Annotated in this window: 12 protein-coding genes; 2 read left to right on the top strand and 10 right to left on the bottom strand. The window is 63.1% G+C overall.

Annotated features, from left to right (window positions below):
* Positions 1 to 106 precede the first annotated feature (106 nt).
* The 6 genes from gorA to NOX35_RS00385 all read right to left on the bottom strand — a co-directional run bounded on the left by gorA (position 107) and on the right by NOX35_RS00385 (position 6,020).
* A complete protein-coding gene (gene gorA, locus NOX35_RS00410) occupies positions 107 to 1,471 on the bottom strand; it encodes a glutathione-disulfide reductase (RefSeq protein WP_256495358.1) in 1,365 nt (454 codons plus the stop codon).
* A 129-nt stretch (positions 1,472 to 1,600) separates the two neighbouring features.
* Positions 1,601 to 2,512 (bottom strand): TauD/TfdA family dioxygenase, encoded by a 912-nt coding sequence (locus tag NOX35_RS00405; RefSeq protein WP_256495357.1) that lies wholly within the window; start codon positions 2,510 to 2,512, stop codon positions 1,601 to 1,603.
* 131 nt (positions 2,513 to 2,643) lie between these two features.
* Positions 2,644 to 3,168, bottom strand: a complete 525-nt coding sequence (locus NOX35_RS00400) for a flavin reductase family protein (RefSeq protein ID WP_182285186.1) — start codon at positions 3,166 to 3,168, stop codon at positions 2,644 to 2,646.
* 196 nt (positions 3,169 to 3,364) lie between these two features.
* Entirely contained in the window at positions 3,365 to 4,006 is a 642-nt protein-coding gene (locus tag NOX35_RS00395) for a PolC-type DNA polymerase III (protein WP_182285185.1), read from the bottom strand.
* A gap of 26 nt (positions 4,007 to 4,032) precedes the next feature.
* Positions 4,033 to 4,524 carry a homoprotocatechuate degradation operon regulator HpaR gene (hpaR, locus tag NOX35_RS00390; protein WP_182285184.1) on the bottom strand — a complete coding sequence of 164 codons (492 nt, stop codon included), beginning with the start codon at positions 4,522 to 4,524 and terminating at the stop codon, positions 4,033 to 4,035.
* A 119-nt stretch (positions 4,525 to 4,643) separates the two neighbouring features.
* Entirely contained in the window at positions 4,644 to 6,020 is a 1,377-nt protein-coding gene (locus NOX35_RS00385; protein ID WP_256495354.1) for a D-amino acid dehydrogenase, read from the bottom strand.
* A gap of 42 nt (positions 6,021 to 6,062) precedes the next feature.
* Between NOX35_RS00385 and NOX35_RS00380 the strand changes: the two genes are divergently transcribed.
* Positions 6,063 to 6,977, top strand: a complete 915-nt coding sequence (locus NOX35_RS00380; RefSeq protein WP_256495353.1) for a LysR family transcriptional regulator ArgP — start codon at positions 6,063 to 6,065, stop codon at positions 6,975 to 6,977.
* Between the two features lie 161 nt (positions 6,978 to 7,138).
* On the opposite strand, the gene NOX35_RS00375 is transcribed toward NOX35_RS00380, so the two are convergent.
* The 3 genes from NOX35_RS00375 to NOX35_RS00365 are packed head-to-tail and all read right to left on the bottom strand — an operon-like array spanning position 7,139 to position 9,463.
* Positions 7,139 to 7,561, bottom strand: a complete 423-nt coding sequence (locus NOX35_RS00375; protein ID WP_003065214.1) for a universal stress protein — start codon at positions 7,559 to 7,561, stop codon at positions 7,139 to 7,141.
* 29 nt (positions 7,562 to 7,590) lie between these two features.
* Positions 7,591 to 8,469, bottom strand: coding sequence for a metallophosphoesterase (locus tag NOX35_RS00370; RefSeq protein WP_012836586.1), 879 nt, complete (start codon positions 8,467 to 8,469; stop codon positions 7,591 to 7,593).
* A 13-nt stretch (positions 8,470 to 8,482) separates the two neighbouring features.
* Entirely contained in the window at positions 8,483 to 9,463 is a 981-nt protein-coding gene (locus NOX35_RS00365; protein WP_182285181.1) for a LysR family transcriptional regulator, read from the bottom strand.
* 135 nt (positions 9,464 to 9,598) lie between these two features.
* Between NOX35_RS00365 and NOX35_RS00360 the strand changes: the two genes are divergently transcribed.
* The gene (locus NOX35_RS00360) at positions 9,599 to 10,027 is read left to right on the top strand and encodes a hypothetical protein (protein ID WP_003065220.1); all 429 of its coding nucleotides are present in this window, start codon (positions 9,599 to 9,601) and stop codon (positions 10,025 to 10,027) included.
* Positions 10,028 to 10,216: 189 nt separating this feature from the next.
* Here the strand turns inward: NOX35_RS00360 and NOX35_RS00355 are convergent, their stop codons facing one another.
* Positions 10,217 to 12,073 carry a phosphoenolpyruvate carboxykinase (GTP) gene (locus NOX35_RS00355; RefSeq protein ID WP_182285180.1) on the bottom strand — a complete coding sequence of 619 codons (1,857 nt, stop codon included), beginning with the start codon at positions 12,071 to 12,073 and terminating at the stop codon, positions 10,217 to 10,219.
* Positions 12,074 to 12,323 lie beyond the last annotated feature (250 nt).

Below are 12,323 nucleotides of genomic sequence, written 5' to 3'. Positions count from 1 at the left end.
TCAAGCGTATGACGCTTGATGGATAAGAAATGGGCCTGAAAAGGCCCATTTTTCATTGCGGTTTCGCCCTGCGCGCCCCACAGAGCGAACGCGCGGGGGGCGTTTCTCATTCCCGCACCGGCTCCCGCATGGTCACCAGCTCCTCGGCCACGGTCGGGTGTATGCCTATGGTCGAATCGAACTGCTGCTTGGTCGCGCCGCATTGCAGCGCCACGGCAAAGCCCTGCATCAGCTCGCCCGCGCCCTCGCCCACCATATGCACGCCACGCACGCGCTGGTCGTCCGTGGAGACGATGAGCTTGAGGAAGACGTTCTCGGGCTCGGCCCCCATGCGGTTGGTCAGCGGCCTGAAGCCGGACTGGAAAACCTGCACCGCACCGAAGCGCTCGCGCGCCACCTCCTCCGACAGGCCCACGGTGCCCACCTGCGGATGGGAAAACACCGCCGTCGGCACCAGTTCGTAGTCGGGAGCACTCTTGCCGCCCTGGCCGAACAGATGATGGGCAAGCACCGTCCCCTCAGCCAGCGCCACGGGTGTCAGAGCCATGCGATCGACCACATCGCCCACGGCATGGATGGAGGGCACATTGCTGCAGAAATGCTGGTCCACTTCGATGGCGCCCCTGTCGTTGACCTTGACACCCGCAGCCTCCAGCCCCAGCCCTTCGATCAGGGGCACGCGACCCGTGGCGTACATCACGCAGTCCACGACCAGTTGCTCGCCGCTCTTGAGCTGCAGATGCAGGCCGTCCGCCTGCTTGCTGATGGCCTGGATTTCTTCACCCCAGCGAAAGCTCACACCCAGCTGAGCCATCTCCTGGCCCAGATGCAGACCCAGGTCTGCATCAAAGCCGCGCAGCAGTTGCTGACGGCGGTGCAGCAGGGTCGTCTCGGCGCCCAGGCCGTTGAAGATGGAGGCGAACTCCACGGCGATATAGCCTCCGCCCACGACCACCACTCGCCTGGGCAGATGCGGCAGATGGAAGGCCTCGTCGGAGCTGATGGCATGCTCCACGCCTGGAATATCGGGCATGCTGGGCGTTCCGCCCGTTGCAATCAGGATATGGCGGGCATGGATGGTCTGGCCATTCACCAGCACGCTATGCGGCCCCGAGAGCGCCGCACGACCGTGGACAAGGGTAATGCCTGCCCCAGCCAGCATGCGGCCGTAGACGCTGTTCAGGCGCTCGATTTCGCGGTCCTTGTTGGCAATCAGCGTGGGCCAGTCGAACTGGGGCTGCGCCAGCTGCCAGCCAAAGCCCCGGGCCTCCTCGGCCAGCTGGCTGAAATGCGCTGCATGGCTGAGCAGCTTCTTGGGAATGCAGCCCACGTTGACGCAGGTACCGCCCAGCCGGGCTGCCTCCACCACAGCCACACGGGCCCCCAGACCGGCTGCCACACGGCTGGCGCGCACGCCGCCAGAGCCACCGCCTATGACCAGAAAGTCGTAATCAAAGTCTTGTTGCTGCATGTTCTGTCTCGCTGTTTGGGAGGTTCAAAGCAGATGCTTGCTGCTTTGAACTCTACAAGACAAGACTGCCGCAGGTGGTTTAACGCAGCGTTAAACCACCTGCACGACCCAGTTTGATCGGCGGGCGCCTCAGAACGGTTTGTCGCCCACGACCGTGGCGCGATGCATGCGGCGCACCGCCGGGAAATAGTCCTGAATCGCGTAATGCTGGGTGGAGCGGTTGTCCCACATGGCAATGGTGTTGGGCTCCCAGTGCAGACGCATCTGGTATTCCGGAATCGCGGGCTGGCGCAGCAGATAGTTCATCAGGTCCTGTTGCTGGGCATGAATTTCGTTGGCCGAGCGGAAGCTGGCAAAGTTCGAGCTGAAGTTGGCAAAGTGCGTGACGAAGGTTTCGTTGACGTAGAGAATCTTCTTGCCGCTTTCGGGGTGGGTGCGCACCACCGGGTGCACCACGGGCGGGTATTTGCCGCGGGCCTGGGCCTGCTCGGCGGGCGTCATGCGCGCACCGAACGAGGGCAGGATGTCATGCACGGCATACAGGCCGGCGATCTGCTGCTTGCGCGTCTCGGGCAGCTGCTCGTAGGCCTGCTCCATATTGATCCAGACCGTGTCGCCGCCGACCTCGGGGCATTCCACGCAGCGCAGCACCGAAGCCATGGAGGGTGTCTCGCGCCAGGAGACATCGGTGTGATAGACGTTCTCGGTGCCCGGGATCTTGCTGTTGCCGCCCAGCAGCACCAGCTCGGCGTGGTCGGGGTGATGGGGAAATACCGGATGCAGCTCCAGCTCGCCGAAGCGGCGCGCAAATGCCACATGCTGGGCAGGCGTGATGTTCTGCTCGCGAAACACCAGCACCTTGTGTGCCACCAGTGCCTGACGCAGCTCGCGCGCCTGCTCCTCGCTCACGGGCTGGCGCAGGTCTATGCCCGAGACCTCCACGCCTATGGCGGGAGAGATGCGCCTGAGCTCGATCCCCGTCCCGCTTGCCGTGGCCACCTTGAGCTGGGTATGGGCCGGCCTGTCTTCGCAATCGATCATGATCTGTCTCCAAAGCGTTGCAACACTGTCCTCTGACCTGACGCACTCAGGTCTGGGGGCAATCTAGGGCGAGCCTTGGAGATCGGTATCGTTCAAGCCGACTAGGTAGGGCTCCCAGTCGGCATCCGGCTTCATTTGACGAAGCCGTGGGCGTGCATATGGCCAGAGTGGTAGAGCAGCGGTGCGCGGTCGGTATGGTGCTCGCAGCGATCCACCTCGCCAATGAAGAGCAGATGATCGCCCTCCTCATGCTGGCGCAGATTGCGGCACTCGAAGACCGCGCTGCAGCCCTCCAGCAGCGGCACGCCATGCTCGGAGTCATGATGCGGCGTATGGCTGAAACGGTCCGCACCCTTGCGCGCAAACAGCTCGGCCAGCGGCTTTTGCGAAGCCGCCAGCACATGGATCGCGTAATGCGTGCAGTGCCGGAACACGGGCAGTGAGTTGGCCTTCAGACCCAGGCTCCATAACACCAGCGAGGGCGCCAACGACAGTGCGTTGAAGGAGCTGACCGTGGAGCCCACCGCATGGCCCTCTGCACTGCGCGCCGTGATGATGGTCACGCCGGTGGCAAATTGCCCCAGCGCATCGCGAAATTCGCGCTGCGAGAAAGGCAAGGCCGAACGCAGGACGGAGGTAGGCAAGGCGGAGTTCACGAAATTCAGGGCTCAAGTCAGCGACCACAACGGCGCGCCACGGTTCAAGATCAGCAGATACAAGGAGCATCTGCAGGACTTGATCAATTATCAACTTGAACCTTGCCGGTCACAATCCGTAAGGGCTTAAGGCCAGAGTCTTCAATTTTGATAGCTTCTGACGCAGGATTGAAAAGGCCTGCAGGCCAAATCTTCATCAATCCTGGGTCTGGGCTGCCAGCAGCCCCTGACCGGCTTGCTGCGCCAGCCAGCCGCCGACCTTGGCCTTGCTGCAGCGTTGCAGCTGCATCAGCAGCGCATGTTCGGGCCAGGGCAGGGCATGGCGCTCGCACAGGTCCTGCTGCATGCGGGCCAGCAGGGCCGCCGCCATCTCGGCATCGGCCAGCGCCCGGTGGGCACGCCCCGTGGAAGGCAGGTGCAGATAACGCGCCAGATTGCCCAGGCTGTGACTGGGCGCCTGGGGATAGATGCGGCGCGACAGCAGCACGGTGCAGGCAAACAGCTGGGGGGCGGCTTCGCCCGCCAGCGCCAGCTCGGCCTGCCAGAACTTGCTGTCGAACGATGCGTTGTGGGCCACCATGGGCGCGCCGCCCACAAAGCGGGCCGCATCGCGCATCACCTCGGCGGCGGGCGGCGCCGTGCGCAGCATGGCGTTGGTGATACCGGTGAGTTCGGTGATGAAGGGCGAGACCCAGGCCCCGGTCTGCATCAGGCTCTGGAAACGGTCCACCACGCGACCCTGCTCCAGCAGCACGATGGCCACCTCGGTGGCCCTGGCGCCCTGGGCGGGCGTCATGCCCGTGGTTTCAAAGTCGATGACGGCGATCGCAGCACTCATGACTGCATTGTGCCGTGGCCGGCGCCTCAGTCCTGGCCCAGCTCGTCTTCGCCGGGCAGGCCCAGGCTTTGCACCACATGCTCGAGGATGCGGAACAGCTGCTCGCTCTCGGCGCTGCCCAGTTGCGCCTCGATCTCGGTGTAGATGGTCTCGAAGTGCGGCACGATCTGGGCCACCATCTCCTGGCCGGCTGGCGTGAGGGCAAACTCGGAGCCCCGCAGATCGGCTACATGGCGGCCGCGCTTGATGAGCAGGCGTCCTTCCAGCGTCTTGAGCAGGCGCGAGAGACTGGGCATGCTGATGAAGGTCAGCTGCGACAGCTCCATGGGACGCAGGCGCTTGTCGGCCACCCACATGATGCGCAGCACGCGCCATTGCTGCTCGGTCAGGCCATGCGCACGCAGCGAGGGACGAAAGCGCACCATGACCGCCTCGCGGGCCTTGAGCAAAGCCATGGGCAATGAGCGCGCAAAGGAACGTGAGGTTTCAAGGGCAGGAGTGATGTCGTGCTGGATCATGGCATGGACGAGTTGCTGGCGTGATTGTATGTAAGAGCCCCACGCAGCGATACCGTCAATCCGGGCAAAAGAGTCAGCCAGCCCGTACTCGTCCTGCAGTCCTATGCCCTGTGTCAGGCTCAGGCCGACGCAATCCGCGCGCCGCGTGCGACGTCGTGTGCCGGCTCATCCCAGAACCGGAAATCCAGCGCCGGGCGCTCGCCGCTCATCAGGGCCGCCATGGCCTTGCCCGAGCCTGCACCATGCGTCCAGCCCAGGGTGCCATGCCCGGCATTGACCCAGATGCCTCTTGCCTGCGTGGCACCGATGCAGGGAATATTGCTGGGCGTGGCGGGCCGCAGGCCGCACCAGAACTGCGGATCGCCACCCTGCTCGGGCAGGCGCGTGTCGCAGACGCCGGGCAACAGCTCCTCCACGCGCCTGACCAGCATCTCGCAGCGCGCCCTGGCCGTGGGCGTGTCCAGACTCAGATCGAAGCCTCCCAGCTCTATGGTGCCGGCTACCCGCAGTCGGTTGCCCAAACGGCTCATGGCGACCTTGCGGCTGTCGTCGATGGTGGAGACCATGGGGGCTTTTTCGGGCCGCAGCAGCGGCAAGGTGGCGCTATAACCCTTGCCCGGATAGATGGGCACATGCACGCCCAGAGGCCTGAGCAGCAACGGCGTGTAGGAGCCGCAGGCGACCACCACGGCATCCGCGCTCAGCATGCGCGGGGCTCCATCGCTGCCGTCGCGAATCTGCACCTGGGCAGGCTTGCCCCGGCGCGCTGGCTGCAGGCTCAGGATGTCGTGGCCGTAGAGGAATTGCACACCGGCCTGGGCACAGAGACCGGCCAGCTTTTCGGTGAACAGACGCGCATCACCGGACTCATCGGTGGCAGTGAAGGTGCCGCCCGCAATCTGCGCCGCGTAGGGCGTGAATGCTGGCTCGATGGCCAGCAGCTCGTCGCGGCTGACCAGACGACGCTGCACGCCGTATTGCCGCATCAGCTCCACGCCTTCGGCGGCCTCGGCAAACGCCTGCGGGCTGCTGTAGAAATGGGCAATGCCACGCTCCAGCCGCTCGAACTCGATACCGGTCTTCTGGACCATGTCCTTGAGCGCCAGATGGCTGTAGGCGCCCAGCGCCACGATCTGCTGCACATTGCGCGCGAACGCCCGGTCATTGCACTGGGCCAGGAACTGCAGGCACCAGCGCCATTGCGCGCTGTCGGCCTGGGGCCTGAACAGCAGCGGAGCCTCTTTGTCGAACATCCATTTGAGCGCCTTCCAGGGCGCCTGGCGATTCGCCCAGGGCTCGCAGTAGCTGACCGAGATCTGGCCACCATTGGCATAGCTGGTTTCCAGGGCCGGACCGCTCTGACGATCCACCACGGTGACTTGATGACCGCGCTCGCGCAGATGCCAGGCGGTGCTGATGCCGATGATGCCGGCGCCCAGGACGATGATGTTCATGCGGCCAGTGTCTGCACTCTTGCGGACAAACAAAAGCAGCATTAAATTTTCAGCAGTTTCATCAGAAAAGCTAATGAAATTGCCATGAGTTCCTGGGACCCTGCTGCGCTTGAATGTCTGGCCGCCATCGTGGAGGAAGGCGGCTTCGAGCGCGCGGCGCAAAAGCTGCACATCACCCAGTCGGCCGTATCCCAGCGCCTGCGTGCACTGGAGGCTCAGGTGGGTTCGGTGCTGGTGGAGCGCACGCGCCCCGTCAAACCTACCAGCGCCGGGCGGCTGCTGCTCAAGCATGCCAAACAGCTACGCCTGCTGCGCGCCGATCTCGCGCATGAGCTGCAGGAGCTGGCACCGCAGACCGGGCAGAGTCTGGCCGGAGAAATCGTCTCCATCGCCATCAATGCCGACAGCATTGCCACCTGGGCCATGACGGCTCTCGACGAGCTGGTAAAGAGCGGCCTGCCGCTGGAGGTGGTGGTCGACGATCAGGACTTCACGCAGGAGCTTCTGCGCTCGGGCCAGGTCATGGGCTGCGTCACCACGCTGAGTCAGGCCCTGCGCGGCTGCGCCGTGCAGCCCCTGGGCGCCATGCGCTATGTGGCCGTGGCCTCTAGCGAATTTGCGCAGCAAAGACTGCCGCAGGGGCTGACGCGCAAGAACTTCAACCAGCTGCCCTATCTGTCCTTCAACCGCAAGGACGATATGCAGGCCGAATTTGTGGCGCGTTGCCTGGGTCTGCGCAATGTGTCGCTGCAGCATCAGATTCTGCTGCCCAGTTGCGAGGCGCAGGTACGTGCCGTGCGTGCCGGCTGGGGCGTGGGCGTGCTGCCGCAGTTGCTGGTGCAGCCTGCGCTGGATGCCGGTGAACTGATCGACGTGGCAACAGGCCATGTGCTGTCCATCGCGCTGTTCTGGCATTGCTGGAATCTGGAGTCACGCGTGCTGGCCCGTGTCAGCCAGGCCTTGCTGGGCAAGGCCCGGCAAGTGCTGCAAGCGGTTTGATGCAGACAAGAAAAAAGGCCGTGCTTTGCAGCGCGGCCTTGAGAGCTTGATGTCAAACGGAGGTACCTTGGTTTTTGTAGCTGTGGACGCTCATCTAACCTTGATTTGAAGCTGATTCAAGCCTGATACGCATGTAAATCAAGCGCAAGCAGCTATGAAAATCAGCGAATCAGCAGCACGGGAATGGTGCAGCCCGCCAGCACCTGCGAGCTGACCGAGCCCATGACCAGACGGCCCAGCGCACCGTGGCCGTGTGTGCCCATGGCGATCAGGTCGAACTTGCCGTCCTGGGCGGCATGGATGATGGTGTCGGCAATGGGACCGACCTTGGCGATGCTTTGCGCCTCGACGCCACGCCCCTTCAGGAACTCCAGCACGGGCTGCAGGATCTTGGCGGATTCTTCGTCGTAGTACTGCTCCACCACTTCCTTGCCCAGCGCAGCGCGTGCACGAGGCGGCAGCAGCGGCTGCACGGTGATGATGGTGTACTCATGGCCCGTGCCCAGCATCTCCTGATGCGAGGTCAGATAGGCCAGCATTTTCTGGGTGTAGGCACTGCCGTCCACGGCGAGCAAGATCTTCATACCAATTTCTCCTTGTTGATGTCTCAAGCCTAAGGGCTGGGGACAGTCAGCATCTTGACTTGGCTCAAGTCAATTGTCGATGCCGGCAGAAAGTCATCCTGCTCTCCCTTGCGGGCATAGCCCAGGGGATTGGCCACCACACGGCATTGCCATTCGCTGCCGTCCTCGCGCTGGCCGCACGCGATGTAGTCGCTGGCGCAATGCAGATGGCCGTGCAGCCAGAGCTGGGCATGGGGCAGAAAGTCGTCCATCACATTGCAGAAACCGGCCGTACCGGGCACCAGCCCGTAGCGCGGATCGGCACTGCGCAGGCTGGGCGCAAAGTGGGTCACGGCCACCGTGGGTCCGTCAAAAGGCTGCTGCAGCGCGGCGCGTAGCCAGTCCTGGCAAAGCAGGCTTTCCTCGCGCATGGGCGCGGCCAGAAACGGCTCGCCCTGGCGACTGCCGCCGGTCTTTTGCAGATAGAAATTGGCGGCGCGAAAGGCCTTCTCGCGCAGCTTGTGCAAGCGCGTGGCATCGCTCACGCCTTCATGCATGGCCATGGCGTCGAAATCGCTCCACAGCGTGGTGCCGATGAAACGCACCCCGTCCATGACCACGGTTTCACGATCGAGCCAGATCAGTCCCAGCCTGTCGCACACACGCTGCAGGCGCAGCCGTGCCTCGTCGAAGTCCTGCATGTCGTATTCGTGATTGCCGGGCACGAACAGCACGGGCGTGGGCCAGTTGGCGTATTGCGGCAGCGGCGAGAAACGCTCCAGCCCGAAGTTCTCGCCGTCGACCTGGGTGCTGCTCTGGTAGGAGCCGATGTCGCCGGCCAGCACCAGCACATCGGCGCCCGCGGCAGGCTGGGCCACGAATTGGGGGTGGACTTCGAGGTGCAGGTCGGACAGCAGCTGGATCTTCATGTGACTAGTTTAGTCAACCATGGTGAGTGACCTGGGCCGAACCGTTGGCAAAGGTGATCTCGGCCGAGCGCGTCAGCGTTTTCAGCAGCCAGTCATAGGCCTGCGGGTGCGGGCCGCGCCGACGCCACAGTGCATCCACATGCACGGGCGTGACATCGAAGGGCAGATCGCGCAGCTCCAGCTGGTCGCTCATGCCGGTCACGGGCACAAAATGGCGCGGCAAGATGGTCAGCAGATCGGAGTTGATCACCACGCGCGCCGCGGTGAAGAACTGGTTGACGGTGAGCACCACTTCGCGCGAACGCCCCAGCGAGGCCAGGGCCTCGTCGATGAAGCCGAAGGAGCGGCCCGAGAAGCTGACCAGCATATGGCGGGCCGCGCAGTAGTTGTCCAGCGTCAGCGGCACATGCGCCAGCGGATGGCCTTTGCGCATCACGCACAGGTACTCGCCCTCGTACAGGCGGCGGCTGTCAAACGCCACCAGACCGCCGGCCTGCGCACGCGCCGTCAGATCGGCCAGTACGGCGGGAAAATAGCCCACGGCCATATCGGCCTCGCCATCATCGAGCAAGGGTCTTGGATCGCGCGTGGTCAGCGGCAGCAGGCGTATGCCCAGGCCCGGAGCCTCGCGCGCCAGAATCGGGTACAGCGGCGGAATCAGCGTGGCAGCCGTGGCATCGGCCATGGCGATCACGAACGTGGTGGCGGCCGTCTCGGGATCGAACTCATCGGGTGCGAGTGCACCCTCCAGATGCTGCAAGGCCTCGCGTATCACCGGCCACAGGGCCTGGGCACGCGGCGTAGGCTCCACGCCCTGTCCCTGGCGCACCAGCAGCTCGTCGCCCAGGACCTCGCGCAGCCGGCGCATGGCATTGCTGACCGCCGGCTGGGTGATGCTGAGCTTGTGCGCCGCGCGCGTGAGGCTGCGCTCGGACATGACCTCGTCGAAGACGCGCAGCAGATTGAGATCCAGAGAACGAAAGTTCAAAGACATGGCATCACCCAATACATCACTGCTGTGAATGCTACAGATTCAAAATATAAATTTGAACATACCTAGGGTAATCCCTATAGTTACACCTATTCCCCGGGCAATTCGCCAAAAGCGTGGGTCAAAGGGTTAACTGCCATGAGCAACTTTATTTACAACTCCTACTGTGTCGAGCACCCTGGTGTGGTGCGTATCTATCAAGCCAGCGATGAACGCATGGCCGCCATTGCTGCCGAGCACGAGGCGCAATCCCAGTCCAGGTCCTACTGGATGGTGCTGGCTGTGGTCCTGGCCGCCCTGGCCGCTGGCGTCTTCCAGGCTACCGAGACCTGGAGCGACGGTCATATGATGGCCGCCTGGATGGTTCTGTGGGCCATGGCTTTTGCCAGCATTGCCCTCTTCTCCACTCCCGCACGCCGTGCCATCAATCTGGTGCGCACCGGCTACCGCGCCTGGGTCAAGAGCCGCCAGCAAGCTGCTGCCGATGAACGCGTCTGGAACGCTGCGCTGCAAGATGCCCGCCTGATGGCCGATCTGGCCCGTGCCATGGATCGCCAGAGCCGCTAAGCGCCCGGACCGCTTCCCTCGAAAAGCCGCTGCCCACAAGGCCAGCGGCTTTTTTCATGCCCTCTCGACGCTTCATGAAATGAGCGTCCACCCCTTGTCCGGCAAGCGCCAACAGCTATCAAAACAACGGTTCAAAAAGAAAAGCCCTGCGGCCAGCGGCCTGCAGGGCTTTTCTATTCCATCAAAGGCTTAGGCGGACAGGCGCTCTTCGAGCTTGGCCTTGGTGTCCAGCATGGCCTTAGGCAGGTTGTAGGCCAGCTTGTCGAAATGCTCGCCGTGCAGCTTCATTTCCTCGGCCCAGGCAGCCTTGTCGATATTGGTCACGCTGTCGAACTGGGCGGCGTCGAAGTCCAGACCGGTCCAGTTGATTTCAGCGTACTGGGGAGCAATACCGAAGGCGGTTTCCTGGCCTTGGACCTGGCCTTCCAGACGGTCGATCATCCACTTCAGAACGCGCATGTTCTCACCGTAGCCGGGCCAGACGAACTTGCCTTCGGCGTTCTTGCGGAACCAGTTGGTGGTGAAGATCTTGGGCAGGGTTGCGCCCTGGCCTTCGATCTTGGCGCCCAGGTCCAGCCAGTGCTGGAAATAGTCGCTCATGTTGTAGCCGGCAAAAGGCAGCATGGCGAAGGGATCACGGCGCACCACGCCTTGCGCGCCAAAGGCGGCGGCCGTGGTTTCGGAGCCCATGGTCGCTGCCATGTAAACGCCTTCGGTCCAGTCGCGGGCTTCGGTCACCAGAGGCACGGTGGTGGAGCGGCGGCCGCCGAAGATCATGGCATCGATCTTCACGCCGGCGGGATCGTCCCAGGCTTCGTCCAGCGCGGGGTTGTTGGTGGCAGCCACGGTGAAGCGGGCATTGGGGTGAGCGGCCTTGGCACCGGTTTCCTTGGCGATCTGGGGCGTCCAGTCCTTGCCTTGCCAGTCGATCAGGTGATCGGGCAGCTTGCCCTGATCCTTTTCCAGGCCTTCCCACCACACGTCGCCGTCATCGGTCAGGGCCACGTTGGTGAAGATCACGTTCTTGTCCAGGCTCAACATGCAGTTCGGGTTCGTGAGCATATTGGTGCCGGGAGCCACGCCGAAGTAACCGGCCTCGGGGTTGATGGCGCGCAGCGAGCCGTCGGCCTGGGGCTTGATCCAGGCGATGTCGTCACCGATGGTCGTGACCTTCCAGCCGTCGAAGGCCTTGGGCGGCACCAGCATGGAGAAATTGGTCTTGCCACAGGCCGAGGGGAAGGCGGCAGCCACGTGGTACTTCTTGCCTTCGGGGTTGGTGACGCCCAGGATCAGCATGTGCTCGGCCAGCCAGCCCTGGTCGCGGCCCATGGTGGAGGCGATACGCAGCGCAAAGCACTTCTTGCCCAGCAGCGCATTGCCGCCGTAGCCCGAACCGTAGGACCAGATTTCGCGGGTTTCGGGATAGTGAACGATGTACTTGGTCTTGCTGCAAGGCCAGGTGGTCTCGTCCTTCTGGCCTGCGGCCAGAGGGGCGCCGATGGTGTGCACGCAGGGCACGAACTCGCCGCTGGTGCCGATCACGTCATACACGGCCTTGCCCATGCGGGTCATGATCTTCATGTTGACGGCCACATAGGGGCTGTCGGACAGCTCGATACCCACGTGGGCGATGGGCGAACCCAGCGGGCCCATGGAGAAGGGCACCACGTACATGGTGCGGCCAGCCATGCAGCCGTCGAACAGCGGGTTCAGCGTGGCGCGCATTTCCGCAGGTTCCATCCAGTTGTTGGTGGGGCCTGCGTCTTCCTTCTTGGCGGAGCAGATATAGGTGCGGTCTTCCACGCGAGCCACGTCCGAAGGATCGGTCCAGGCCAGGAAGGAGCCGGGGCGCTTGGCCAGGGGCTTGAAGGTGCCTGCGTCCACCAGCTGCTGGCACAGCGCGTCGTATTCGGCTTGCGAGCCGTCGCACCAGTGGATCTGGGCAGGCTTGCACAGCGCGGCCATTTCGGCGACCCAGGCAACGAGCTTGGGATTTTTGACGTAGTCGGGAGCCTGGATGTTCAGGCTTTGCACAGCGGCGTTCATGGGGGAAGTCCTTCAATTAAAAAACCAGTTTTTCAAAGAAGCATCCTCGGCTGCGTCTTTGAAAAAAGGCTTTTGAAGGTGTCTCGCGTGCTTTCCCTAGCGCTTGTTGGCGCCTGAAATCCGTCTGAAATAGTCAAAACAACCTTGTTTTGAATAGCAGCGGGAGATCGATTTTAGGTAGGGGCCTTGAATTTGTCAGCAAATCACGGGCAATATCTATGCATTTTGTGCATCACAATATGCATAGATC

The organism is Comamonas sp. C11 (genome assembly GCF_024496285.1).
In the GTDB taxonomy this organism is placed as follows: Bacteria; Pseudomonadota; Gammaproteobacteria; order Burkholderiales; family Burkholderiaceae_C; genus Comamonas; species Comamonas testosteroni_F.
This window is presented reverse-complemented; position numbering and strand designations above follow the sequence as displayed.